Below are 23922 nucleotides of genomic sequence, written 5' to 3' on the forward strand. Positions count from 1 at the left end.
AGCAGCTCATCGGAATACAGCGCGCCGGTCGGGTTGTTGGGGTTGATCACCACGATACCCTTGGTGCGCGGCGTGATCTTGGCGCGAATGTCGTTCAGGTCGGGCATCCAGCCGTTGGCTTCGTCGCACAGGTAGTGCACCGGCGTGCCGCCCGACAGGCTGGCCGCCGCCGTCCACAGCGGGTAGTCCGGTGAGGGCAGCAGCAATTCGTCGCCGTTGTCGAGCAGCGCATTGGTCGCCATCACGATCAGTTCGCTGGCGCCGTTGCCCAGGTAGATGTCGTCCAGCGTCACGCCCTTGATGCCTTGCTGCTGGGTGTAGTGCATCACCGCCTTGCGCGCCGCAAAAATACCCTTGCTATCCGAGTAACCCGCCGAATTGGGCAGGTTACGGATCATGTCCTGCTGAATTTCTTCCGGCGCATCAAAGCCGAACACGGCCAGATTGCCGATGTTGAGCTTGATGATCTTGTGACCCTCTTCCTCCATCTGACGGGCCGCGTCCATGATGGGGCCGCGAATGTCGTAGCAGACGTTGGCCAGTTTGGCTGATTTTCGAATAGTCTTCAAAGTCCCTCCGGACGTGGGTGGCGAGAGGTGAAACCTATAATTTGACCACATTTCCATGCAATAGCTCTGCTTATTGATGCACTGCAGCATCCACAGCCAACCTTTTTCAACATGAAGATCCAGCCCGACATCATCAAAGTGCAATCCATTAGTGGCTACGGTCCCGGCTGGATTGGCATTGGGAACGAAAAAATTACCCGCAGCGTAGTCATTGGATCGCGCGGCGAACGCTTCGACTGGGCTTGCAGCCGCTTCGAAGATCTGAGCGCGGAACACTTTGCCCAACTGGCGGCTTTGGACACAGAACTGATCATATTTGGCAGCGGCACCCGGCTACGGTTTCCCCAAGGCCACTGGATCAAATCCCTGATTGACAAACAGACCGGCATTGAAACCATGGACACCCAGGCGGCCTGTCGCACCTACAACATCCTGGCGGACGAAGGACGCAACGTGGCCGTTGCTCTGCTGCTGGAATCCACCTCGGGATAACACTAGCGTCTACACCAAGGGGGACAAGCGGTTTTCGGAGTAAAATCAGCGGTTGCAGTCGGGGGCGCCGGAGCGCTGTCAGAGGATAGTGCCCACGACTTGAGCGAATGACGCATCCTGTCACACGAGATTTAAGAACTATGGCGATTGTTGTCAATAAACCCATCCCTGAATTTGAATCAAATGCCACTGGTGGCATCAGAGTCTCCAACACCTCCCACCTCGGAAAAGTCATTATTTTGTACTTCTACCCGAAGGACAACACCCCAGGCTGCACCACAGAAGCCATGCAGTTCCGCGACAAGTACAAAGATTTTTTGAAGGCTGGCGCCACCGTGTTTGGCGTGTCGCGTGACAACATGAAATCCCACGACGAATTCAAGGCGAAACTGGAACTCCCCTTTGAATTGATTGCCGACACGGAAGAAAAAATGTGCCACATGTTCGGCGTCGTCAAGAACAAGATCATGTACGGCAAGAAGGTCAAGGGCATTGAGCGCAGCACTTTCCTGATTGGTGCTGACGGCTTCCTCAAGGAAGAATGGCGTGGTCTCAAAGTGCCGGGCCATGTGGACGACGTACTGAAGGCTGTGAAAGACCTCAAGAAGACGGTCGCACTCGCCTGACGATGAATGGCGAGGGCTCGGCGTGCGTGCCATGGTGTACGCAAAGTTTATGCATAATGGCACCATGCCGTTGAAATTCGCAACCGAGCTCCCTGACAAAGCCGCCCTGGTCTCAAGGCGGCTTTTTCGCTTTTAAAGCCTGAATTCAATCCACCTTTTGCGAGCAACACATCCCTATGCCATTGCCAACCGCCCCCGCCAAACGTGCCGCGCTGCTGTCCGAGCAAGACTACGACGTACCTGCCCGAACCCAACCCAAAGCACGCAAGACTGAGTCTCCCTTGACTGAGCATCCGGTTGCAGAAAAACATCCGGCACGGGAAACAGCGGAGCGCACGGACGCTGGTGGGCAAGTGGTCGCTTTATTGCAAAAAAACACGCCTGAAAGCCGTAGTAAATCACCCCGCCCGGACGCCCCCGCCCGCAAAAACCGACCCGAGACCAAAGCGCCAGTCGAACCGGAAGCGGCGGCCGAAGTCAGACCCAAGAAGATCAAGCATACCGGTCCAACCAAACTGTTTGTACTTGACACCAACGTGCTGCTGCATGACCCCATGTGCCTGTTCCGCTTCGAGGAACACGACATTTTTCTGCCCATGATTGTCCTGGAAGAACTGGATGCCCACAAAAAGGGCATGACCGAGGTCGCCCGCAACGCACGCCAAACCAGCCGCACGCTGGACGCGTTGGCCGGTCATCAAGACGCCGACATCACGGCCGGTTTGCCGCTGAGCACCACGGGCCACCGCGAAGCGGGTGGCAAGTTGTTCTTCCAGACCCAGTTGCTGAGCTACACACTGCCCACCAGCCTGCCCCAAGGCAAGGCGGACAACCAGATTCTGGGCGTCGTCGAGGCGCTGCGCCAGCAACACGCGCCGCAAGGTACAGAGTCACGCACAACCGCGCGTGAAGTGGTGCTGGTGTCCAAAGACATCAACATGCGGGTCAAAGCGCGGGCGCTGGGCTTGGCCACCGACGATTACCAGAACGACAAAACACTGGAAGACGGTGACTTGCTGTATGCCGGCGCCATCGCGCTGCCGACCAATTTCTGGACCACCCACGGCAAAACGGTGGAGAGCTGGCAGCAGGGCGCGCACACCTTTTACCGCATCACCGGGCCCATCGTCCCCAGCCTGCTGATCAACCAGTTCGTCTACTTCGAGTCACCCGGCGAGCCCAGCCTGTACGCCAGGGTCACTGAAATTCGTGGCAAGACGGCTGTGTTCAAGACACTCAAGGATTACACCCATCTCAAGAACTCGGTGTGGGGCATCACCACGCGCAATCGGGAACAAAACTTTGCCATGAACCTCCTGATGGACCCCGAGATCGACTTCGTCACCTTGACGGGCACGGCCGGCACCGGTAAAACCTTGATGGCATTGGCCTCCGGCTTGACCCAGGTACTGGACGATCGGCGCTATACCGAGATCATCGTCACGCGTGCCACCGTCAGCGTCGGCGAAGACATCGGTTTTCTGCCTGGCACTGAAGAAGAAAAAATGGGCCCCTGGATGGGCGCCCTGGATGACAACCTCGAAGTGCTGGGTAAAACCGATACCAGCGCCGGCGAATGGGGCCGCGCCGCCACCAGTGAACTCATCCGCAGCCGCATCAAGATCAAGAGCATGAACTTCATGCGGGGACGCACCTTCCTGAACAAGTACGTCATCATCGACGAAGCGCAGAATCTGACGCCCAAGCAGATGAAGACCCTGATCACCCGCGCGGGGCCGGGCACCAAAATCATTTGCATGGGCAACCTGGCGCAAATCGACACACCTTACCTGACCGAGGGCTCTTCCGGCCTGACCTTTGCCGTTGACAAGTTCAAGGGCTGGCAGCACGGCGGGCACATTACGCTGGCGCGCGGCGAACGCTCGCGGCTGGCAGACTTTGCAAGCGAGGTCTTGTAGATTTTTGGGGGTTCTCGCCGTGGGCGGGAAATAAAAGCGACGGCTATAAATTTAATAGCTGCTCACGCAATAAACACGGGGGCTCAAGGCCAATTTGGCTTAGTAGTCCCCACTCCCGCCCGAAGCCAGCGACTCAAACTTGGTAATCGGTTTCAGGAAGGCCAGCTTCACCACCCCGGTCGGGCCGTTACGCTGTTTGGCGATGATGACCTCGGCCACACCGGGCTCCTTGCAGGCGTCCTTGGTGTAGTACTCGTCACGGTAAATGAACATGATGATGTCCGCATCCTGCTCAATGGCGCCGGATTCGCGCAGATCGCTCATCATCGGGCGTTTGTCCGGGCGGGTTTCCACGCTCCGGTTGAGCTGCGACAGGGCGATCACCGGGCACTGCAATTCTTTGGCCAGCATTTTCAGGCCGCGCGAAATCTCGCCCAGCTCGGTGGCGCGGTTTTCACCATCGCTTGACGAGCCGCTCATGAGCTGCAAATAGTCCACGACGATCAAGCCCAGTTTGCCGCATTGACGTGACAAGCGTCTGGCATTGGCACGCAGTTCGCTGGAGGTCAAACCCGCTGTTTCATCGATGTGCAAGGAAATGGTGCGCAATTTCTCGATCGCCTCGGTCAAACGCGGCCATTCTTCGTCGGTCAATTTGCCGGTACGCAAGTGGCCCTGGTCAATGCGCCCGATCGAACCCACGATACGCACTGCCAGTTGCGCGGCGCCCATTTCCATGGAGAACACGGCGACCGGCAAACCTTCGTTCAGTGCCACATGCTCCGCAATATTGATGGCCAAAGCCGTTTTTCCCATCGACGGACGGGCCGCCAGCACGATCAGGTCGCCGGCCTGAAAACCAGCCGTCATGCGGTCAAGGTCGTAAAAGCCGCTGGGCACGCCCGTCACGTCATTCGGGTTGTCGGCCATCTCCTGCACCCGGTCAAGAAGGGCGACCACCAGCGAATCCATGGCCTGGAAACCCTGTTTCGTGCGAGCACCCTCTTCTCCGATATTGAAGATTTTTTGTTCGGCCTCATCCAGAATGGTGGCCACCGGCCGACCTTTGGGATTGAAAGCGCTGGTGGATATTTCATCACTGGCACTCACCAGCTTGCGCAGGATGGAACGCTCACGCACGATCTCCGCGTAGCGCCGTATATTGCCGGCGCTGGGCACATACTGGGCCAGCGAGTTGAGGTAACCCAAACCGCCGACTTCCTCCGCCTTGCCCTGATTTTGCAGTTGCTCAAATACCGTGATGACGTCGGCCGGTTTGGAGGCATTGATCAAGGCCCCAATGGCGCCATAAACCATGCGGTGCTCGTAGCGATAGAAATCGCCCTCCGTCAACAAATCACCCACACGGTCCCACGCACCGTTATCCAGCAGCAGTCCGCCCAGGACGCTGGACTCGGCTTCGATGGAGTGCGGTGGTATGCGCAATTGCGCTACTTGTCGGTCTTGACTGTAGTCGTCACCCACGGCAGAAAGTACAGCAGACATGGAGGTTTCCTTTGAGCCTTTGATACTACGCCAGCGCTTGTCCGGCGTCGAGTGAAATGCTGGGCACAAGTCCCTTAAAAGCTGTGCACAGCCTGTGGGAATTAGGGGACAAGTTGTGCCAAAAATATAAAAGCCGCCCAGGCTTGCACCCGGCGGCTTTTGAGTGGGGTCGCGGTTGTTTAAGCCGTTTCGCCGTATACCGAGACCGTGATATCCACAACCACGTCGGCGTGCAATGCCACGCTAACGGTGCTGTCACCAACCACCTTGATCGGGCCGTTAGGCATGCGAATCTGCGCCTTGGACACCTTGTAGCCGTTCTTGGTCAGCTCTTCAGCGATGTCGGCGTTGGTCACAGAACCAAACAGGCGACCGTCCACGCCAGCCTTCTGAGTCAGCTTGCAGGTCGTTCCGGCCAGCTTTTCACCGACGGTTTGCTGTTCCACCAACTTGGCTGCAGCGGCCTTTTCGAGTTCAGCGCGCTTGGCTTCGAACTCCTGTTTCGCCGACGCCGTGGCGCGACGGGCGCGGCCAGAGGGAATCAGAAAGTTGCGGGCATAACCGTCTTTAACGCGAACGACTTCACCGAGATTGCCAAGGTTCACGACCTTGTCGAGCAGAATAATTTGCATGGTCGTATTCCTTAGATCTTGTGCTGGTCGCTGTACGGCAGCATCGCGAGGAAACGCGCGCGCTTGATAGCGGTGTTGAGCTGGCGCTGGAAAATGGCACGGGTGCCAGTCAGGCGAGCGGGGATGATTTTGCCGTTTTCGGCAATGAAATCGCGAAGCGTGTCGATGTCTTTGTAGTCGATCTCTTCGACGCCCGTCACGGTAAAGCGGCAAAAGCGCTTGCGCTTGAACAGCAGATTCTGGGCTGGGCGCTTGGGGCGCTTGTCTTTGTTATTGAAACGTTTTGGTCCGGCCATGATGGACTCCTTAAATTTGTACGAATTCGTTAATCTTGCTGAAATTCTTGAATATGAAACACGACGTGCTTGCCATTGCGAGGTGTCGCCAGAAAACCGCTGAACCTCCAGGCACTGCCTATGGCTTGTTTGACAAGCCGTTCAGCCATTGCACCAAAAGCGACCGCTTTCATTGCTGCCTTGACCTGTCTTGTCTGCCCTGCTTCCTGAATGTCTGACTCATGTTCAAGTCTCATGTTCAGTGCGGGCAATCCGGCTGGTGTGTAGCGCAGGGCATCAAGCTCGGCGATACAGGCAGTCAGAACAAGCTGGTTGGCAACGTGGTTCACATTCCTCGTTGGCAAAAAAGCCTTTTCACCGGGTATCAGGCTTGGTACTCAGCCTGTTGGGTCTTGCGGGCGTCTTCACGTTCGACGGTTTTCATCATCGAAGAAGGACCGGTATCGGCCTTTTTCTTCAAAACCGTCAGATGGCGCAGCACGGCATCATTGAACTTGAACGCGTGTTCCAGCTCTGCCATCACAGCCTGATCGGCTTCGATGTTGACGCAAAGATAATGGGCTTTGGCAAGCTTGTTGATCATATAGATCAACTGGCGACGGCCCCAGTCCTCAACACGGTGCACTTTACCGCCGCCGGCAGTGATCATGCCCTTGTAACGTTCCAGCATGGCGGGAACCTGCTCGCTCTGATCCGGGTGGATCATGAGAATGATTTCGTAATGACGCATTGATACTCCTTGTGGATGGCCCGGGTTTGGGCAGAAAAAACCACCCTCAGCGTCTAATTGAGGTGTGGAAAGGCGAAGCCCAAGATTATATGCCATCGTAGGTGGGGCCGCGAGATTGATCAATCGCCAAGACTGGCGGGCGGGACAGCAGGCTGACCAGCACGGTGACCACGACGCCCGCCAAAACGCCAAACACACCGGCAGAAACAGGCTGAATGCCAAACCACAAACCCGTGCCACTCAAGCCCAAAGCAGATCTGACGGGTGCGACATTGATCGCCATGTAATAAATCGTCAAACCGAGACCGGCGATCATTCCCCCTACGGCGGCCTTTCGTGTGGTCCTGGCCCAGAATATTCCCAACACCATCGTCGGCACAAATGCCGCCCCGGCCAGTGAAAACGAAGCTGACACAAGATACAGAATATCGGCTGGCCGCTGCGCCGCAACGTAAGCAGCGGCAAGGGCCACCACCAGCAGCGCAAACTTTGACAACATGACCCTTCGCACAGCGCCCGCCCGGTCACTTTCTCCCCGAAAGAAAAAATCGTGTGCCAGCGCGTTACCGATCGTCAACAACAGGCCATCCGCCGTCGAGAGCGCTGCAGCCAACCCGCCCGCTGCCACAAGACCAGACACAACATAGGGCATGCCCCCAAGCTCAGGCGTCGCCAGCATCACAATATCGGCCCCCAGCTTGAGCTCCGAGAACTGGAGAATGTGGTCGCCATTGACATCACTAACCGAGATCAAGGTCGGGTCCACCTTCGCCCACTGCGCGATCCACACGGGCAGGGAATCGAAATTCTGCCCGACCAAATGACTCATAACCTCAAATTTCACCAGCACCGCCAAAGCCGGCGCTGACAAGTACAACAGCGCAATAAAAAACAGCGACCAGGCCACGGAGGTTCGCGCTTCTGCCACCGTGCGGGTGGTGTAAAAACGGGTTAACAGGTGGGGCAACCCAGCCGTGCCCACCATCAGGCAAAACATCAGCGCCAGAAAGTTGCGCCGGGAAACGTCATACGCCTGCTGCTCTTCCTCGCTCCCGTGCGGGTCGCCAGCAAAGGGTTTGGCGTGTGGCGGCATGCCACCCAAGGGCTTGGCGCGATCCCGGTTGTCCTGCATGGCACGCGTCCAGCGCTCGCGGGCAGCCATGGCATCCTTAGGCAGCGCAGCAAGCTCACGTCTGGCGGCAACAACGATCGATTCATCCACCATGCGTTCGTTCAGAAGTCGAATTTTTTCCTTCAGCGCTTTGCGGTCACTGTCCAGTGACGCGTCCACGTTTTGTAACCTCAGCTCAAAGTCACGCGCACGCCGGGCATATTCATTGATCACCTGCAACTCCGCAGGCGAATTCGAGAGTTGCCGCTCCAGTTCCGTAATTTTTGGCAGTTGCTGACCGTAAACGAACGGCGCCAATGGGTTGCCAAGCTGCTTGTAGGCCAACCATGACACCGGAATCAGGAAAGCCAGAATCAGAACGACATACTGGGTCACCTGCGTCCAGGTCACCGCCCGCATACCGCCCAAAAATGAGCACACGAGAACGCCGCCGAGCCCGAGCAGAATACCAATTTCAAACTGGACACCGGTCAAGCGCGATGTAATCAACCCTACGCCATAAATCTGTGCCACCACATAAGTAAAAGAACACAGTACCGCGGAAAATGCCGCGATCATCCGTGGCCAGCGGCCCCCAAACCGGACGCCAAAGTAGTCGGGGATTGTGTATAACTCCAACTTCCTCAGGTAGGGCGCGACCAGCAGACCGACCAGGCAAAAGCCGCCCGTCCAGCCCAGCACATAGGCCAGCCCCCCGGGCTGCGATTCCGTGCCGGAAAAGCCCTGGAGGTAAAGCCCGCCCGCCATGCTGATAAACGACGCCGCGCTCATCCAATCCGCGGCCGTCGCCATGCCGTTGTAAACAGCCGGGATGCGGCGTCCGGCAACGTAGTACTCGGCAGCATCGGACGTGCGGCCATAAATGCCGATCACAGCGTACAAACTGATCGTGGCGAACAGAAAAATACCACCCACCCAGGTTTTTTTCAAACCCCAGCGCTCGGCCAGAGCCAAGACCAGCAAAAACAGCAGCAAGCACACGACGTAAATGGCAAATCTGCGATGCAGGCGGCGCTTGTAGGCGGTATACGCAACTCCGCCGGTCGCAATTTCTCCGTCCCGCTTGTTGGCAAGCCAGGCAAACACCGCCACGATGGCGATAAAGACGAATACGCTGCCTTGCGCGGCAAACCAATAGCCCACAGGCCAGCCGCCGACAATCATCTGCAGATCACGTGCAAAGAAAACGACGCCAAACGACGCCGCAAACCAAATCAGCAGTAACCAGCCGTGCAGGTGAAAACCGCCTGAAATCGGTTTGAATTCGCTCGCCTGCACCGCCGGGTTCAACATCGCTGCATCATGACATCCAGAAATGCCTCATGCCATAGGTGTTTGCTATTGCCCGGCCAGCAGCTTCCAGGTGGCAATCACGGAATCGGGATTCAGGGAAATCGAGGATATGCCTTCCTTGGCCAGCCACACGGCAAAGTCAGGGTGATCGCTGGGACCCTGACCACAAATACCAATGTACTTGCCCTGCGCCTTGCAAGCACTAATGGCCAGGCTGATCAAGGCTGTCACGGCGGGGTCGCGTTCGTCAAAGTCGGCTGCCAGCAGCTCCAGGCCGGAGTCACGATCGAGCCCCAGTGTGAGCTGGGTTAGATCGTTGGAGCCGATCGAGAAACCATCAAAGTATTGCAGAAACTCAGTCGCCAAAATGGCGTTACTGGGGATTTCACACATCATGATGATCTTCAGACCGTTTTCCCCCCGTTTGAGTCCATGGGTGGCAAGCAGTTCTGTCACTTTCTTGGCTTGCCCCAGCGTCCGTACAAAAGGCACCATCACCTGGACATTGCTCAAACCCATGTCCTGACGAACACGCTTGAGCGCCTCACACTCCATCGCGAATGCCTCACCAAAATCGGCACTGACATAACGCGCGGCGCCACGAAAACCAAGCATCGGGTTCTCCTCCTCCGGCTCGTAGCGGCTGCCGCCAATCAGTTTGCGGTATTCATTGCTCTTGAAATCCGACAGGCGCACGATCACAGGTTTTGGCCAGAAGGCGGCGCCAATGGTGGCGACACCTTCCGCCACCCGGTCCACGTAAAAAGCACGCGGTGAAGCATGACCACGAGCAACGGACTCGACCGCCTTCTTCAGATCCGCATCGACATTTGGATAGTCCAGAATCGCCTTGGGATGCACACCAATGTTGTTGTTGATGATGAACTCCAGGCGAGCCAATCCGACGCCTTCATTGGGCAACTGGCAAAAGTCAAATGCAAGCTGCGGATTGCCGACGTTCATCATGATCTTGACGGCAACCTCAGGCATTTCGCCGCGCTGAACTTCGGTGACCTCGGTTTCCAGCAAACCGTCGTATATAAAACCGGTATCGCCTTCGGCGCAACTGACCGTCACCAACATGCCATCCTTGAGCACCTCGCTCGCATGGCCACAACCCACGACCGCCGGGATACCCAATTCGCGCGCGATGATGGCGGCGTGACAGGTACGTCCGCCACGGTTGGTCACAATGGCAGCGGCCCGCTTCATCACCGGCTCCCAGTTGGGATCGGTCATGTCAGTCACCAGGATGTCGCCGGGCTGTACCTTGTCCATCTCGCTGATGTTGTGCACGATGCGAACCGGGCCGGTACCAATCTTCTGGCCGATGGCACGCCCTTCGATGATCACAGCACTTTTGCCTTTGAGCTTGTAGCGATACTCGGCCTTGCCTGCCGCCTGGCTCTTCACGGTTTCAGGACGGGCCTGCAAAATATAGAGTTCGCCATCCAGCCCGTCTTTGCCCCATTCAATGTCCATGGCACGACCATAGTGCTGTTCAATCACCAAGGCATAAGCAGCCAGTTTTTCCACCTCGGCATCGGTCAACGAATAGCGGTTGCGCAATTCGGCGGGCACATCCGTAGTTTTGACCAGCTTGCCGCTAGCGGCTCTCTCGTCAGGTGTTGTGAATTGCATCTGGATCAATTTGGAGCCCAGACTACGGCGAATCACGGCGCGCTTACCCGCCCTGAGCATGGGCTTGTGCACATAGAACTCGTCGGGATTCACCGCACCCTGCACCACGGTCTCGCCCAGTCCGTAGCTGGAGGTGATGAACACCACGTCTTGAAACCCGGACTCCGTATCGATGGTAAACATGACACCTGCGGCCCCCAGGTCTGAGCGCACCATGCGTTGAATGCCGGCACTCAAGGCCACATGTTCGTGGGCAAAGCCTTTGTGCACCCGGTAACTGATGGCACGGTCGTTGTACAGGCTAGCAAAAACTTCCCTGATTTTGTGAAGTATCTCGTCGATACCCATCACATTCAGGAAGGTTTCCTGTTGACCCGCAAATGAAGCATCCGGCAAATCTTCCGCTGTGGCCGACGAGCGAACCGCAAACGACGCTTCAAGATTGCCCGCACTCAACGTCATAAACGCATCGCGAATAGCCTGCTCAAGGTCGGCCGGAAAGGGCTGCACTTCGACCATGGCGCGAATCTCGGCACCAACCTGCGCCAGCGCCCGAACGTCTTCAGTATCCAGGGCGCTCAGGCGCGCATTGATCCTGCCGCTGAGGTCCCCATGGGCCAGAAAATCGCGGAAGGCGTGCGCCGTCGTCGCAAATCCGGTTGGTACCTTCACGCCTGAGGGTAAATTCGAAATCATTTCGCCGAGGCTGGCGTTTTTACCGCCAACCGCCTCGACGTCGGTCATTCTCAGGTTTTCAAACGGTACGACCAAGTCGGTCGGATTGAAAAGTGCAGACATGGGGAAGCTCCAGAAGTTAAAAGCGGATCGACGCATGAAACCAAGCGTTCTGGGGCGCTGGCCATGCCCATGCACGCAGCCTGACTTTATCGTTGTTCTGGTCGGTCAGCGCAGCGCATGGAAGAATTGGGTTAGATTGGCAATATTGTAGGCGCCGAACCGGCTCACAATGCAGTTCGTCCTTGCCGAATGCTGAAAACCAAACGAGTCTTATCCCTCTAGCCAACATGTCCAACCGAACTGTTTTTTTTATCTCCGACGGCACCGGCATCACGGCAGAAACCTTTGGTAACGCCATCCTTGCCCAGTTTGAAACCAAATCCCGTCACATACGCCTGCCCTTCGTTGACTCCGTCGACAAAGCCCATCAGGCGGTACGCCAGATCAACCATGCGGGGATCGTGGACGGCAAAAAACCCATTGTTTTTACAACACTGGTCAATATGGAGGTACTCAAAGTCATCACGGACGGTTGCCAGGGCATGCTGCTGGACATGTTTGGCACCTTCGTGCATCCGCTTGAAACTGAACTCCAACTCAAGTCGAATCACCGCATCGGCCGTTTCAGCGACGCCAGCAAGAGCAAGGAATACCAGGAGCGCATTGAAGCCATCAACTTCTCGCTGGCCCATGACGACGGACAGTCCAACCGCGACCTCGCGCACTCCGATGTCATTTTGGTCGGTGTGAGTCGAAGCGGCAAGACACCGACCTCGCTCTATCTGGCGATGCAATATGGGCTCAAAGCGTCCAACTACCCGCTGATCCCGGAAGATTTTGAACGTCGGCAGTTGCCACCTGCGCTCAAAGCGCACCAGAGCAAACTTTTTGGTCTGACGATCCAACCCGAACGTCTAAGCGAAATCCGCAACGAGCGTCGCCCCAACTCCAAGTACGCCTCACTGGAAAACTGCCGCATGGAGGTGAGTGAAGCCGAGGCCATGATGCGCCGCACCGGTATCCGCTGGCTGTCAACCACGACCAAATCGATCGAAGAGATCGCGACCACCATCCTGCAAGAAATCAGACCGGAGCGGCTGGCTTATTGATCTAGCTCAAACAGTTCGACGATAGCGATCAAATCTTATTGAGAATCATTGTTATTAACGTGAGTTTTACGTATACTGACACTCATTCGCTAGCCTGTCAGCAGATTTTTGTCACAGAGCGGCGTCCTCAACCGACCATCAACCGCCCATGCTACCGACCTCACAGAAGAGCGCCCGACCATCCGTAGCCCATCGTTCCGTTGATCAGATGGTGGCTCGCAGCAGCGCGACGGTACTCAGTCTGGTCGAAACGACGGGAGTTGGTCGCGAATCGGGTGTAGCGCGCCGTTTGGCCGAACTCGGTTTTTTGCCTGGTGAAGTGGTGACCGTGTTGCGACGTGGGCCGGGAGGGCGCGAACCGATTGCCGTGCAAATCGGGGAAACCGTTTTCGCGCTTCGACGTCTGGAGGCCTCCTGCATTGAGGTAGCGGGTCACGCCATGGCCGGGCAGGTATGAACACCGCAACGTTGCCTCCGGTTTCGCGACAATCTTACGTTGCCTTGGTTGGCAATCCCAACTGCGGAAAAACAGCTCTGTTCAACCTGCTCACAGGCGCGCGCCAGAAGGTCGCCAACTACGCGGGGGTCACCGTAGAACGCAAGCAAGGTAGCGCCCAGCTTGACAACGGGCGGACCCTGTCGATCGTCGATTTACCCGGCACCTACAGCTTGAACCCCACAACCGCCGACGAAACGGTGACACATGATGTGTTGATGGGTCTTCGCCCTGGAGAGGCAGCGCCAGACGCTATCGTGGCGGTGGTGGATGCCACCAATCTGCGCATGAATTTGCGTCTGGTGCTGCAGCTGCGCTCGCTGGGCAAACCCATGGTCGTGGCGCTGAACATGATGGACGTGGCGCGCAAGCACGGCCTGCTCATCGATGTACAAAAACTCGCCGCGGAACTGGGGTTGCCCGTGATTGAAACCGTGGCCATTGACAACAGCCTGTTTGGCAGTTGGCTGGCGCGTTGGATGGATCGATCCATAGAGAACGGACGCGAGGCCCTGCTACAGGCAGCCCAGCAGGCGCTCACCAACCAGCCACTGGCAGAGGGCCCTCTTGGGTCTTCGCACCAGATACCGATCGATCCATTGACTTTGCAAAAGCAGGTCAATCACGTTCTGTCGGTCGCTGTTCCCCGCGCGCCACGCGTTAAACGCTTCAACCACCGTATCGACGCCGTGGTGATGCACCCCGTCTGGGGGCTGGTGCTGCTGGCGGCTCTGCTGCTCATGATTTTTCAGGCGGTTTTTTCCTGGGCCAATGTGCCCATGGACGCCATCAAGGAGGTGATGTCAGCGGTCGGTGACTTCATCACGGCCCATATGCCACCAGGCCTGCTGCGAAGCCTGCTGGTGGACGGTGTCGTCGCGGGCGTCGGCAGCGTGGTGGTATTTCTGCCGCAAATCCTGATTTTGTTTTTTTTCATCCTGCTGCTGGAGGATTCAGGTTATCTGCCACGTGCCGCTTTTCTGCTGGACAACGTGATGGGCAAGGTCGGTTTGTCGGGCCGGGCCTTTATTCCCCTTTTGTCCAGCTTCGCCTGTGCCATTCCAGGCATCATGGCCACCCGCACCATCCCGAACTGGCGCGACCGGCTGGCCACCATCATGGTGGCGCCGCTGATGACTTGCTCGGCTCGGTTGCCACTCTATGCCTTGTTGATCGGGGCCTTCATTCCGCAGCGCAGTGTCGGCATATTCAACCTGCAGGGTCTGACCCTGTTTGGCTTGTACGCGGCCGGCATTCTGTCGGCCATGGCGGTCGCTTGGGTATTCAAGCGCACGTGGATGAAAAGTGACTACCAGCCGCTGATGCTGGAGTTGCCACCCTACCGCACGCCCAATCTGCGCAACCTGTTGCTGGGACTTTGGCAACGCGCCGTCATATTTCTGCAACGCGTGGGTACCATCATTTTCGCAGTCATGGTGCTGCTGTGGTTCTTGTCCACATTTCCTGGCCCGCCCGACGGGGCCACCGGCGCTGCCATCCAATACAGTTTTGCCGGCATGCTGGGCCATGCGCTGGAAGTGGTTTTTGCACCGATTGGCTTCAATTGGCAAATCTCCATCGCCTTGGTGCCTGGCATGGCCGCACGCGAAGTGGCGGTGGGCGCGCTGGGTACGGTCTACGCCTTGTCAGCCACGGGTGAAGAAACCGCCAAAACGCTCAGCCCCATCATTGCCCAGAGCTGGTCCACGGCCACTGCCTACTCCCTGCTGGCCTGGTACGTTTTTGCGCCGCAATGCATCTCGACCCTGGTGGTGGTGAAACGCGAAACCAACTCCTGGCGCTACCCGGTCTTGATGGCCGCCTATTTGTTTGCCCTGGCCTACATGGCCTCGTTCATTACGTTTCGCATTGTCAGTGCACTCACCCTGAATTGATGACCATGGTCTCCCATTTCCTGTATGAAGTTTTCCAGTTTTTGGCGGTGTTTTCCATGGTGGCAGGCTGCACTGTGTACTGTCTTCTCACGCTGGCACCGGATGCCCTCAAGCGACCGTTGAAACTGGCCCTGCTGCGCTGCCCGCTGCCTGCTTTTATCTCTTCTAGGCTGCAGCAAACCGACGCCAAAGGCGCTTGCGGTTCGAGCTGCGGCGCGTGCTCATCTGGCCCGGCCACCATCCAAGCGGTGAAGTGGCACGGGCGCAAGCTCTAAATTCAAGCGCTGGCCCATTATCCAGCGGTTGCCAAGAGCGCTGGGGCATTTCAAAGAAACCATGGCGCGATCGCCGTATGCTGGAACGCCAGCCTGGCTTTGGTGATTGGCTCGGCCTGGTGGGTTGTTCCTAAATAACCTCGCTTCAGCCGTTCGCCGCAAGGTTTTAAACTATGACATTCCTTGAGCGTCCCAATTTTTCCCCCCGTCATGAACCGCAACGTCACCATTGCCATCAGCGTTGTCGTTTTTCACATTGCCATGCTGTGGGCTCTGCAGACCGGATTGCTGCGTCGCACGGTCGAGGTTTTCGTACCGGCCGAAATCCTGAGCGAATTCATTGAACCACCCGCGCCCAAAATCGTGCCGCCACCACCGCCACCACCCAAGCCCGTCAAACAACCGGTCGCCAAAGCGCCGCTCCCCGTTCCGGCCCTAGCGCCCCAGCCGCTGGCCATTGCAGATCCGACACCGTCGCCCAACGCCCCGACCGGCGTCACCACGCCACAACCGATCACCCCGCCGGTTGCAGCCCCGGTGGCCGTCGCGCCACCTGCCGCTGCCCGCGACGAGTTGCCGTCCAGCGACGCCGACTATCTGCAAAACCCCAAGCCGCCCTACCCCGCTTTAAGCAAACGACTGGGCGAACAGGGCAAGGTCATGGTGCGTGTTCTCATCAGCCAGGACGGCACGGCGCAAAAAGCAGACATCAAGCAATCCAGCGGGTTCGAGCGCCTGGACCAAGCCGCCCTGGCAACGGTACTGCGCTGGCGCTATGTGCCTGGCAAGCGTGCTGGCGTGCCAGAAACCATGTGGTTCAACGTGCCGATCAATTTCGTCCTCGAATAATTTCCATCTTTTCTCTGGAGAATTTATGCATTCACAACTTGGCCTGATCAACGTCTGGAACCAGGGCGACTGGATCACCAAAATCGTGGCCTTGGTATTGCTCACCATGTCGCTGGCTTCCTGGATGGTCATCATCGTGAAGGCCCTTGACATCCTGAAATACAAAAAACTGGCTGGCAACGCCGAAGACTTCTGGCACAGCGAGGACTTCGCCGCTGGGCTGGCCCGACTCGGCGGTGATGACAGCAGCCCGTTTCGCCAGTTGGCCCTGGCTGGGCGCGAAGCCACGGCCCATCACCGCAACACCAAAGTGCAGTTGCACGACACACTGGACGCCAGTGACTGGATCACGCGCAGCTTGCGCAATTCGATCGACGACAGCACCGCGCGTCTGCAGTCGGGTCTGGCGGTACTGGCATCGGTCGGCTCTACCGCCCCGTTTGTCGGCTTGTTTGGCACGGTCTGGGGCATTTACCATGCATTGCTGGGCATTGGCGCAGCCGGACAGGCCACTATTGACAAGGTGGCCGGCCCGATTGGTGAAGCACTCATCATGACAGCGCTGGGCCTGGCGGTGGCGATTCCGGCCGTGCTGGGCTACAACGCGCTGGTGCGCGGCAACAAATCCATTCTGACCAAGCTCAACCGCTTCGCGCATGACTTGCATGCCTACTTTGTCACCGGTGCCCGCATTGCCAGCGGTGACGGCAAAGTGGTGCCGATGAAGAAAGGTTAGGAAAAATCATGGCTTTTGGAACACAAGACGAACCCGATGAAGTGATGAATGAGATCAACATGACGCCCTTGGTGGATGTCATGCTGGTGCTGCTCATCATCTTCATCATCACCATCCCGGTGATGAAACACGCAGTCAACGTGGAGTTACCGCGCGCCACCAACCAGGCGCAGGACGTTAAACCACAGACCATCCGCCTGAGTGTGGATGCGCAAGGTAGCTACTACTGGAATGACGTCAAAGTGGAAGACGCCAGCCTGCCCGGGCTGCTGCAGGCAGAGGCCGCAAAAAATCCGCAACCCGACTTGCATATACGGGGTGACAAAGAGGTGCGTTACGAACGTGTGGCGCAAGCCATGGCCGCAGCGCAGCGTGCCGGTGTCAGGAAAATCGGGTTCATTACCGAGCCGAATAGCTGAGCCGATAGCACCGGCTTGAATCAAAGGCCAATCGCTGCAATACCCGCCCTGGCGATCTGGGCATCTTCGCTGGACTTGACGCCGCTGACACCGATAGCGCCCAGGCACTGACCGTCTTTCATGACCGGAACACCGCCTTCCAGCAGTCCCTTGATGTCAGGCGCGCTCAAAAATGAGGTGCGTCCACCGTTGATGACATCTTCGTACACTTTGGTTTCGCGTCGGCCCAGCGCTGCCGTGTGGGCTTTGGCGGGCGCAATGTGGGCAGAAATCGCTGCAGCGCCGTCCAGTCGTTGCAAGCACAACAAATGCCCGCCATCGTCGACGATGGCGATGGTGACGGCCCAGTTGTTTTTCAGGGCTTCGGCTTCGGCCGCCGCTGCCATGGCTTTGACGTCCGACAGTTCGAGAGTAAATTTGTTTTTCATGGGACAAGACCTGATTTTGATGAAGAATCGAGCATAACGGCTGTCTGGCTGTGATTTGGCCCCTTTATGGGTAAAAGTATCCTTACGAAAAGTAGGCGCCCGATTTGAGTGATTTTCGCGAAAGCCCTTGATTCGCCCTAGAATCCACCCCATCTGCAGTCTGCAGGTCGTGGGACCTTGTGGGGCAGTTCGCAGTCGTCTGGCGACAAGCGCTGTCCTCAACTGATTTAGGAGTTTGACTATGACTGACAACATTCAATCCATTGACCGCGGCTACGGCTATGTTGCGTCGGCTGAGCAGCGCAACAAAGTACTGCGCAACACCTATTGGCTGCTGGCTTTGAGTCTGGTGCCAACCGTGTTGGGCGCGTGGCTGGGCGTGGCCACCGGCATCACCCGCTATTTGGGCGGTGGTTTGGGCATGATCGTCTTTCTGGGTGGCGCCTTCGGCTTTATGTACGCCATTGAGAAAACCAAGAATTCGGCCAGCGGTGTGCCGGTGCTGCTGGGATTCACCTTCTTCATGGGCTTAATGCTGTCGCGCATGATTACCATGGTGCTGGGCTTCAAAAACGGTCCTGACTTGATCATGACCGCCTTTGGTGGCACGGCCGGCGTGTTTTTTGTGATGGCCAGCCTGTCCAGCGTCATCAAGCGCGACCTCTCCGGCATGGGCAAATGGCTCTTCGTGGGCGCCGTGGCGGTGATGGTCGGCGGCATCATCAACGTGTTTGTCGGCTCGACTGCGGCCATGATGGCTATCTCGGTGGCGGTTATCGGCATTTTCAGCGCTTACATGCTCTATGACCTGAAGCGCATCGTGGACGGCGGCGAAACCAACTACATCAGCGCCACGCTGGCCTTGTATCTGGACATCATCAATGTGTTCCAGGCCCTGCTGGCCCTGCTTGGCATTGCTGGCGGTGAGCGCGATTGAATTACTTTAGCACCTGCTGAAAAAAAGACCCTTCGGGGTCTTTTTTTGTTCCCGCGGACAGCGCTCAATACGCCGCACAATTTGCCGATAACAATGTTATTCCTCTACCTCATCCTATGACCTTGCGCCTGCTCATCACTGCTATCGTTCTGCTGCTGGCTGGCTGCGACATCCCCGGCATGGGGGCTGATCCGAAAATTGCACAACGCGAGGCTGAAGCCAAAGCCATTGGTGGTGGCTGCAGATACGGATTGCGCAGCATCGAGGATTGCTACAGTCTCAACGAGGGCGCTTCCAAGGCTGACATGTTCACCGGTTGGAAAGATATGGACCAATACATGCGCGAGAACAAAATTGAGGGCATTCGCGCCACCGTGGACAACACGGAGCCGGAAGAAGAAATCGTGGAAGACAAGAAGCCCAAGGCCGGCGTCAAAGAAAAACCGTCCGAGACCAAACCGAAAAGCGCCGACAAGGCCGGGCCCAAATCGACCGACAAGCCGGTCGTCAAGGCAGGCGCGCACTGATTTTGCAGACGCTCGGCAGGTAGCGCGGTCAAACCTCCAGTTCAAACACCGCCATGCTCTCCACATGGGCCGTGTGAGGAAACATGTTGACCACGCCGGCAGCGGAACATCGATAACCCGCCTGATGCACCAGTAAATCGGCATCGCGCGCCAGCGTGGACGGGTTGCAACTCACATAGACAATCCGTTTCGGCGGCGTCCAGTGCTCGGCGCCCGGCGTCGGTGGATTGGCGATGGGGTCCAGCTTTTGCTGGTGCAAGTCCGCTAACGCCTGGACCAGGGCCATTGCGCCCTCACGCGGCGGATCGACCAGCCATTTGTCAGCGACCCCGTCCTGAATCAGCACAGCAGGTGTCATCTCAAAAAGGTTTCTTGCTACAAAATTAGTAGCTGCTAGCGCATGATTGACGGGAGCTAGCGCCTTGTTTTTCATATAATTTTCGCGTGATCGCGCCACCAGCGTCTCACTGCCCTCCACGCCCAGCACCTCTCGCGCCTGCGTCGCGATGGGCAATGTGAAATTGCCCAAACCACAGAACCAGTCGATCACCCGTTCATCTTTTTGTGCGTCCAGCAGTCGCAAGGAACGCGACACCAGGACCCGGTTGATGTGCGGGTTGACCTGCGTGAAATCGGTCGGTTTGAAAGGCATATGGATGCCGAACTCCGGCAGGTCGTAACTCAGCTCCGCGCCCCCTTCATCGAGCAGATGCACGGTCTCTGGCCCCTTGGGCTGCAACCACCACTGAACCCCGGCATGGCGCTTCGCAAATTCACGCAGCAAGCCCAGATCCCCCTCACTCAGAGGCTCCATATGACGCAGCACCAGCGCGATCACGGTGTCGCCACAGGCCAGCTCGATCTGTGGAATGGTCTCCATCGCATCCATCGAGGTAATGAGCGCGCGCAAGGGCAGCAGCAAGTCGCTCACATGGGGCGGCAGCACGAGGCACTCTTTCATGTCGGCCACATAGCCGCTTTTGCGTTCATGAAAGCCGACCAGCACCGTGCCCTTCTTGCGCACATGCCGCACCGAAATCCGCGCCCGGTAACGGTAGCCCCAGGCCGGGCCTTCAATCGGCCGCAAAATATTGTCGGCCTTGACCTTGCCCAGATGCCACAGGTTGTCTTCCAGCACCCGCTGCTTGACGGCTACTTGGGCGCCGATGTGCAGATGCTGCATCTTGCAGCCGCCACAAGCGCCTTCATGCAGCCCAAAATGCGGGCAATCGGGTGTGACACGCTGCGAGGACTCGCGGTGAATCGCGGTCACCACGCCCTGCTCCCAGTTGTTTTTCTTGCGGTGCACATTGGCGCTCACCCATTCGAACGGCAAGGCGCCCTTGATGAACACCACCTTGCCATCTGCCCGGTGCGCCACCCCTTGCGCTTCCAGGTCCAGCGACTCAACCAGAAGCCAGTCGGGCGGAAAATTATCAGTTTTTTTGATTTCGTCAGTCATGCCGGTATTGTCCCCGAAAGGTTTCTGGCCCTCCTCCGGCTTGCCGCGATCGCTATCGAATGGGGTGGCCTTCAAAGCAGGGCTTGCTGCGTGATGCCGCGCCGCTCCAGATAGCGCTTGAGTTTGGACAATGCCTCGTTCTGCACCTGGCGCACCCGTTCGCGGGTCAGCCCGAGACGCGCACTGAGCACTTCCAGCGTCTCGGGATCACGGTCATGCAAACCAAATCGCCCTTCCAGAACTTCTTTTTCCCGCTCGGTCAAGGTGCCAATCCAGTCTTCCAGCAAGCGCGCCACCTCATGAACCTGGGTCACACCCGAGGGGTCCATCGTGAGTTCATCCACCAGGGCGTCCCCCAGCGTCTGATCCGCGCCCGACCGATCCATGGCGGCGTCCAACGATCTGGGCGGCTCGGACAGGGCCAGCAAATCGGCCACACTGGCCGTGTCACGGCCCAATAAAGCGGCAATACTTTCCACACGAATGCCATCGGGCTGACTCGCCACGAACACGGCATCGTTCTCCAGCGTCCGGCGCGCGCGCAGCACTTGCTGCAATTCCCGGACCACGTTCACCGGCAGACGCACCGCCCGGCCTTGGTAGATCAGGGCACGCTCGACCGACTGACGAATCCACCAGGTGGCATAGGTGGAGAAGCGGAATCCGCGCTCGGGCTCGAACTTGTCAATCGCATGCATGAGACCCAGGTTGCCTTCCTCGATCAAGTCAGACAAGGGCACGCCGCGCCCCAGATAGGCCTTGGCGATACTCACCACCAGCCGCAGATTGTGTTCAATCATGCTTTGGCGGGCAGCAAAGTCGCCGGCGCGGGCCTTGGTTGCGAACTCGAACTCTTCTTGGGCCGTGAACAGCTCGGTGCGCCGCACGTTGCGCAGGTAAACGGTCAGCGCGTCGCCCGACTCGCCGGATTCGTCCGATTCGTTCGCCATGTCTGCCGTCGGCATGAGCTCCGAGGGAAGTTGATTTGCTACAAAATCAGTAGCTAGTGACGCAATATTGACGGGGGCTATAGGCGAATTTTCTATATGATCTGACGCACCGCGTGTCGGGGGTCTGGCGGCTGGGCCATGGCCATTCACGGGACGTTTTTTCACGGCATGTTCCCATCACCTGGCCGGCAGGTACTTCGCCGGGTCGACCGGCTTGCCATGTCGGCGAACTTCAAAATGCAGCTTGACGCGATCCGCGTCGCTGCTGCCCATCTCGGCAATCTTCTGGCCCTTGCGGACCGACTGATCTTCCTTGATCAGCAGGGTCTGATTGTGGGCATAAGCCGTCAGGTAAGTGTTGTTGTGCTTCAAGATGATCAGGTTGCCATAGCCACGCAATCCGGCCCCGACATACACCACGCGACCGTCCGCCGCCGCCAGCACGGGGTCGCCCGCCGCGCCGCCAATATCCAGGCCCTTGTTCTTGACCTCATCAAACCCGGCCAGCACGGCGCCGTTGGTCGGCCATATCCAGCCAATTTCATCTTCTGCCGTGGCCGTAGCCGCGGGTGCAGGCGTCGAACTGGGGGGGGGAGCCGATGACGCATGCTTGTCCGCACTGGCCGCCGACGCAGGCGCGGTCGCGATCGGTGTGGCGCTGGCCAAGGTGACCGGCTTCGTCACAACCCCATTGCTGGCACTGACGGTCGGTGGCATCACCCGTAACACCTGGCCGATTTCAATACGATTGGGGTTGTCCAGGGCACTCCAGCGGGCAATGTCCTTGGACGATTGCCCGTGGTCCAGCCCGATCCGGATCAGGGTGTCACCGGGCTTGACCGTGTAATAGCCGGGCTTGCCCGCATTCTCAAATCCAGGCAGTTGCTTGACGGCCGGTGTGGTGGGGTCCATCGCCACGGGCGCGGGTCTGCCGATGCCGGTGCCACGGTCTTCCACCGGCGCGCGATTGATGACCTTGGAGCCGCACCCCCCCAGCAACACGCCAACCACCACGACCACCAAAGCTGAACCCAAGCGAGAACTCAAACCATACATACGAAATCCCTTCATGCGACCCCCGATTTTAAAGGGACAAAGTGAACCGCCTCAAGCACGGTCTGGCGTAAGCCCTGCGGGGTTTTATCGATCACCACCAAGGCTTGCTGCCCCGCAGCGGTGGAGCCGGCCGACACCGGCGCCACCAGCCGCCCACCGACCGCCAGTTGATCGATCCACGCCTGCGGCACGGCCTCACCGCCAGCGGCCGCGATGATGGCCACATAAGGCGCGCCCTTGGCGTAACCCGCCATGCCGTCGCCAAACAGAAGATGCAGATTGGCCAGACGCAAGTGCCGCAGATTATCGCGCGCCTTGTCGTGCAGGCCGCGCAGGCGTTCGATGCTGTAGACCTCGTGCGCCAGCAGGCTCAAGACGGCCGCCTGATAACCACATCCGGTCCCGATCTCCAACACGCGCCCCAATTTGCCAGCAGTACCCTGGCGCAAGAGCTCAGCCATGCGGGCCACAACGCCGGGTTTGGAGATGGTCTGACCCAGGCCGATCGGCAAACTTGTGTCTTCATAGGCCTGATTGACCAGGGCACTGTCGACAAAGCGGTGACGCTCGATGGACCCCATGGCCGACAACACCAGCGCGTCCGTAACACCCTGCCCGGCAAGCTTCTTCACCATGTTCATGCGCACCGCACTGGAATCCAGCCCGACCCCCTGCGACAGCACGCTGCCCAGCGGCTTGGCGACCTGGCTTGGCGCACTGTGCGCGTGGCCCGGCGCGGGCCGGTTACCCTTGGGTTTGCCAGCCAAGAAATCAAGACGGGCGGGAAAAGGCGGGCGTTCTTTCATGCGTGCGTCATGTCGGGGCGATCTGATGAATGCCTGGCGGCGGAACCTGCTGCGCAGGATCCGCCAGCTTGGCGGCGGTCTGGGCCCAATAGCCCAGGCGATCATGGTCGGTCAAATCCACTTTCAGCGGCGTGATCGAGATGTGGCCGTGGCTGGTGGCGTGAAAGTCAGTACCTTCAGCGTCATCCTTGATGGCGCCCGCCGCACCGATCCAGTACATGGTCTCACCGCGCGGACTGAGCTGGGTAATCACGGCCTCCGCCGCATGTCGGCGCCCGAGCCGGCACAACTTCACATGACCCATCTCGGCAAACGGCAAGTTGGGGATGTTGACATTGAGCAACCAGGGACTGCTACCAATCAGGTTTTGACTGTACATCTGCAAAACCAGATCACGCGCCTT

Annotated in this window: 25 protein-coding genes and 1 pseudogene; 12 read left to right on the top strand and 14 right to left on the bottom strand. The window is 58.1% G+C overall.

The annotated features are described in order from the left end of the window. On the bottom strand, positions 1 to 569 hold a 569-nt coding region (locus B3V69_RS00630), incomplete at its 3' end, for an aminotransferase class I/II-fold pyridoxal phosphate-dependent enzyme (RefSeq protein ID WP_296442835.1). 111 nt (positions 570 to 680) lie between these two features. Between B3V69_RS00630 and B3V69_RS00635 the strand changes: the two genes are divergently transcribed. The 3 genes from B3V69_RS00635 to B3V69_RS00645 all read left to right on the top strand — a co-directional run bounded on the left by B3V69_RS00635 (position 681) and on the right by B3V69_RS00645 (position 3606). Next, positions 681 to 1061 carry an Mth938-like domain-containing protein gene (locus B3V69_RS00635; protein ID WP_296442836.1) on the top strand — a complete coding sequence of 127 codons (381 nt, stop codon included), beginning with the start codon at positions 681 to 683 and terminating at the stop codon, positions 1059 to 1061. 140 nt (positions 1062 to 1201) lie between these two features. Then, positions 1202 to 1687 (top strand): peroxiredoxin, encoded by a 486-nt coding sequence (locus tag B3V69_RS00640; RefSeq protein WP_296442838.1) that lies wholly within the window; start codon positions 1202 to 1204, stop codon positions 1685 to 1687. A 176-nt stretch (positions 1688 to 1863) separates the two neighbouring features. After that, entirely contained in the window at positions 1864 to 3606 is a 1743-nt protein-coding gene (locus tag B3V69_RS00645) for a PhoH family protein (RefSeq protein WP_296442839.1), read from the top strand. Between the two features lie 99 nt (positions 3607 to 3705). Here B3V69_RS00645 and dnaB read toward each other — a convergent pair whose 3' ends face one another. From dnaB to ppsA, 7 genes are all read right to left on the bottom strand, one after another. Further along, positions 3706 to 5112 (bottom strand): replicative DNA helicase, encoded by a 1407-nt coding sequence (gene dnaB / locus B3V69_RS00650; RefSeq protein ID WP_296442841.1) that lies wholly within the window; start codon positions 5110 to 5112, stop codon positions 3706 to 3708. 179 nt (positions 5113 to 5291) lie between these two features. After that, complete coding sequence (gene rplI / locus B3V69_RS00655) at positions 5292 to 5744, bottom strand: 50S ribosomal protein L9 (protein ID WP_296442843.1); 453 nt, start codon at positions 5742 to 5744, stop codon at positions 5292 to 5294. 11 nt (positions 5745 to 5755) lie between these two features. Further along, positions 5756 to 6040 carry a 30S ribosomal protein S18 gene (rpsR, locus tag B3V69_RS00660; protein ID WP_011464487.1) on the bottom strand — a complete coding sequence of 95 codons (285 nt, stop codon included), beginning with the start codon at positions 6038 to 6040 and terminating at the stop codon, positions 5756 to 5758. 29 nt (positions 6041 to 6069) lie between these two features. Next, on the bottom strand, positions 6070 to 6369 hold the full coding sequence (gene priB / locus B3V69_RS00665) for a primosomal replication protein N (RefSeq protein WP_296442845.1): 300 nt from the start codon (positions 6367 to 6369) through the stop codon (positions 6070 to 6072). A 35-nt stretch (positions 6370 to 6404) separates the two neighbouring features. After that, positions 6405 to 6770, bottom strand: a complete 366-nt coding sequence (rpsF, locus tag B3V69_RS00670; protein WP_296442847.1) for a 30S ribosomal protein S6 — start codon at positions 6768 to 6770, stop codon at positions 6405 to 6407. 85 nt (positions 6771 to 6855) lie between these two features. After that, positions 6856 to 9195, bottom strand: coding sequence for a VC_2705 family sodium/solute symporter (locus B3V69_RS00675; RefSeq protein WP_296442849.1), 2340 nt, complete (start codon positions 9193 to 9195; stop codon positions 6856 to 6858). A 45-nt stretch (positions 9196 to 9240) separates the two neighbouring features. Further along, positions 9241 to 11634: a phosphoenolpyruvate synthase gene (ppsA, locus tag B3V69_RS00680; RefSeq protein ID WP_296442851.1), complete on the bottom strand. Its 2394-nt coding sequence runs from the start codon at positions 11632 to 11634 to the stop codon at positions 9241 to 9243. A 227-nt stretch (positions 11635 to 11861) separates the two neighbouring features. On the opposite strand from ppsA, the gene ppsR reads away from it, so the two are divergent. From ppsR to B3V69_RS00715, 7 genes are all read left to right on the top strand, one after another. Then, a complete protein-coding gene (gene ppsR / locus B3V69_RS00685) occupies positions 11862 to 12683 on the top strand; it encodes a posphoenolpyruvate synthetase regulatory kinase/phosphorylase PpsR (RefSeq protein ID WP_296442853.1) in 822 nt (273 codons plus the stop codon). A 208-nt stretch (positions 12684 to 12891) separates the two neighbouring features. Beyond that, positions 12892 to 13140, top strand: a complete 249-nt coding sequence (locus tag B3V69_RS00690; RefSeq protein ID WP_296442891.1) for a FeoA family protein — start codon at positions 12892 to 12894, stop codon at positions 13138 to 13140. Further along, a complete protein-coding gene (feoB, locus tag B3V69_RS00695) occupies positions 13137 to 15074 on the top strand; it encodes a ferrous iron transporter B (protein WP_296442855.1) in 1938 nt (645 codons plus the stop codon). Before B3V69_RS00690 ends, feoB begins: the two co-directional genes overlap by 4 nt. Further along, a complete protein-coding gene (locus tag B3V69_RS00700; protein WP_296442857.1) occupies positions 15074 to 15349 on the top strand; it encodes a hypothetical protein in 276 nt (91 codons plus the stop codon). The genes feoB and B3V69_RS00700 overlap by 1 nt, the downstream gene beginning before the upstream one ends. Positions 15350 to 15559: 210 nt before the next feature. Next, positions 15560 to 16198, top strand: coding sequence for an energy transducer TonB (locus B3V69_RS00705; protein ID WP_296442859.1), 639 nt, complete (start codon positions 15560 to 15562; stop codon positions 16196 to 16198). A 25-nt stretch (positions 16199 to 16223) separates the two neighbouring features. Then, positions 16224 to 16934 (top strand): MotA/TolQ/ExbB proton channel family protein, encoded by a 711-nt coding sequence (locus B3V69_RS00710; RefSeq protein WP_296442861.1) that lies wholly within the window; start codon positions 16224 to 16226, stop codon positions 16932 to 16934. A gap of 8 nt (positions 16935 to 16942) precedes the next feature. Continuing rightward, complete coding sequence (locus tag B3V69_RS00715) at positions 16943 to 17353, top strand: ExbD/TolR family protein (protein WP_296442863.1); 411 nt, start codon at positions 16943 to 16945, stop codon at positions 17351 to 17353. 20 nt (positions 17354 to 17373) lie between these two features. Here the strand turns inward: B3V69_RS00715 and B3V69_RS00720 are convergent, their stop codons facing one another. Next, entirely contained in the window at positions 17374 to 17781 is a 408-nt protein-coding gene (locus B3V69_RS00720) for a GlcG/HbpS family heme-binding protein (protein ID WP_296442864.1), read from the bottom strand. Positions 17782 to 18022: 241 nt separating this feature from the next. On the opposite strand from B3V69_RS00720, the gene B3V69_RS00725 reads away from it, so the two are divergent. Continuing rightward, a complete protein-coding gene (locus B3V69_RS00725; RefSeq protein ID WP_296442866.1) occupies positions 18023 to 18718 on the top strand; it encodes a Bax inhibitor-1/YccA family protein in 696 nt (231 codons plus the stop codon). A 116-nt stretch (positions 18719 to 18834) separates the two neighbouring features. Beyond that, positions 18835 to 19245, top strand: a complete 411-nt coding sequence (locus B3V69_RS00730) for a hypothetical protein (protein ID WP_296442868.1) — start codon at positions 18835 to 18837, stop codon at positions 19243 to 19245. 28 nt (positions 19246 to 19273) lie between these two features. On the opposite strand, the gene rlmD is transcribed toward B3V69_RS00730, so the two are convergent. The 5 genes and pseudogenes from rlmD to B3V69_RS00755 form a co-directional block, all read right to left on the bottom strand. Then, the gene (gene rlmD / locus B3V69_RS00735; protein ID WP_296442870.1) at positions 19274 to 20707 is read right to left on the bottom strand and encodes a 23S rRNA (uracil(1939)-C(5))-methyltransferase RlmD; all 1434 of its coding nucleotides are present in this window, start codon (positions 20705 to 20707) and stop codon (positions 19274 to 19276) included. A 71-nt stretch (positions 20708 to 20778) separates the two neighbouring features. After that, a complete protein-coding gene (locus tag B3V69_RS00740) occupies positions 20779 to 21672 on the bottom strand; it encodes a sigma-70 family RNA polymerase sigma factor (protein WP_296442872.1) in 894 nt (297 codons plus the stop codon). A 162-nt stretch (positions 21673 to 21834) separates the two neighbouring features. Further along, the gene (locus tag B3V69_RS00745) at positions 21835 to 22728 is read right to left on the bottom strand and encodes a peptidoglycan DD-metalloendopeptidase family protein (protein WP_296442874.1); all 894 of its coding nucleotides are present in this window, start codon (positions 22726 to 22728) and stop codon (positions 21835 to 21837) included. Continuing rightward, entirely contained in the window at positions 22725 to 23519 is a 795-nt protein-coding gene (locus tag B3V69_RS00750; protein WP_296442875.1) for a protein-L-isoaspartate(D-aspartate) O-methyltransferase, read from the bottom strand. The genes B3V69_RS00745 and B3V69_RS00750 overlap by 4 nt, the downstream gene beginning before the upstream one ends. Positions 23520 to 23526: 7 nt before the next feature. Continuing rightward, a pseudogene (locus B3V69_RS00755) lies at positions 23527 to 23922 on the bottom strand (5'/3'-nucleotidase SurE); the annotation flags it as partial.

This window comes from Rhodoferax sp. UBA5149 (assembly GCF_002413825.1).
Classification (GTDB): domain Bacteria; phylum Pseudomonadota; class Gammaproteobacteria; order Burkholderiales; family Burkholderiaceae_C; genus Rhodoferax.

Bases quoted from the DNA above. Each gene is read 5' to 3' on its own strand.
- ppsA (WP_296442851.1), bottom strand. From the start codon at position 11,634: ATGTCTGCACTTTTCAATCCGACCGACTTGGTCGTACCGTTTGAAAAC.
- feoB (WP_296442855.1), top strand. From the start codon at position 13,137: ATGAACACCGCAACGTTGCCTCCGGTTTCGCGACAATCTTACGTTGCC.
- B3V69_RS00710 (WP_296442861.1), top strand. From the start codon at position 16,224: ATGCATTCACAACTTGGCCTGATCAACGTCTGGAACCAGGGCGACTGG.
- B3V69_RS00700 (WP_296442857.1), top strand. From the start codon at position 15,074: ATGACCATGGTCTCCCATTTCCTGTATGAAGTTTTCCAGTTTTTGGCG.
- B3V69_RS00675 (WP_296442849.1), bottom strand. From the start codon at position 9,195: ATGTTGAACCCGGCGGTGCAGGCGAGCGAATTCAAACCGATTTCAGGC.
- rpsR (WP_011464487.1), bottom strand. From the start codon at position 6,040: ATGGCCGGACCAAAACGTTTCAATAACAAAGACAAGCGCCCCAAGCGC.
- B3V69_RS00635 (WP_296442836.1), top strand. From the start codon at position 681: ATGAAGATCCAGCCCGACATCATCAAAGTGCAATCCATTAGTGGCTAC.
- B3V69_RS00750 (WP_296442875.1), bottom strand. From the start codon at position 23,519: ATGAAAGAACGCCCGCCTTTTCCCGCCCGTCTTGATTTCTTGGCTGGC.
- dnaB (WP_296442841.1), bottom strand. From the start codon at position 5,112: ATGTCTGCTGTACTTTCTGCCGTGGGTGACGACTACAGTCAAGACCGA.
- rpsF (WP_296442847.1), bottom strand. From the start codon at position 6,770: ATGCGTCATTACGAAATCATTCTCATGATCCACCCGGATCAGAGCGAG.
- B3V69_RS00640 (WP_296442838.1), top strand. From the start codon at position 1,202: ATGGCGATTGTTGTCAATAAACCCATCCCTGAATTTGAATCAAATGCC.
- B3V69_RS00730 (WP_296442868.1), top strand. From the start codon at position 18,835: ATGACCTTGCGCCTGCTCATCACTGCTATCGTTCTGCTGCTGGCTGGC.
- B3V69_RS00705 (WP_296442859.1), top strand. From the start codon at position 15,560: ATGAACCGCAACGTCACCATTGCCATCAGCGTTGTCGTTTTTCACATT.
- rplI (WP_296442843.1), bottom strand. From the start codon at position 5,744: ATGCAAATTATTCTGCTCGACAAGGTCGTGAACCTTGGCAATCTCGGT.
- B3V69_RS00720 (WP_296442864.1), bottom strand. From the start codon at position 17,781: ATGAAAAACAAATTTACTCTCGAACTGTCGGACGTCAAAGCCATGGCA.
- B3V69_RS00745 (WP_296442874.1), bottom strand. From the start codon at position 22,728: ATGAAGGGATTTCGTATGTATGGTTTGAGTTCTCGCTTGGGTTCAGCT.
- ppsR (WP_296442853.1), top strand. From the start codon at position 11,862: ATGTCCAACCGAACTGTTTTTTTTATCTCCGACGGCACCGGCATCACG.
- B3V69_RS00715 (WP_296442863.1), top strand. From the start codon at position 16,943: ATGGCTTTTGGAACACAAGACGAACCCGATGAAGTGATGAATGAGATC.
- B3V69_RS00690 (WP_296442891.1), top strand. From the start codon at position 12,892: ATGGTGGCTCGCAGCAGCGCGACGGTACTCAGTCTGGTCGAAACGACG.
- B3V69_RS00740 (WP_296442872.1), bottom strand. From the start codon at position 21,672: ATGCCGACGGCAGACATGGCGAACGAATCGGACGAATCCGGCGAGTCG.
- B3V69_RS00645 (WP_296442839.1), top strand. From the start codon at position 1,864: ATGCCATTGCCAACCGCCCCCGCCAAACGTGCCGCGCTGCTGTCCGAG.
- rlmD (WP_296442870.1), bottom strand. From the start codon at position 20,707: ATGACTGACGAAATCAAAAAAACTGATAATTTTCCGCCCGACTGGCTT.
- B3V69_RS00725 (WP_296442866.1), top strand. From the start codon at position 18,023: ATGACTGACAACATTCAATCCATTGACCGCGGCTACGGCTATGTTGCG.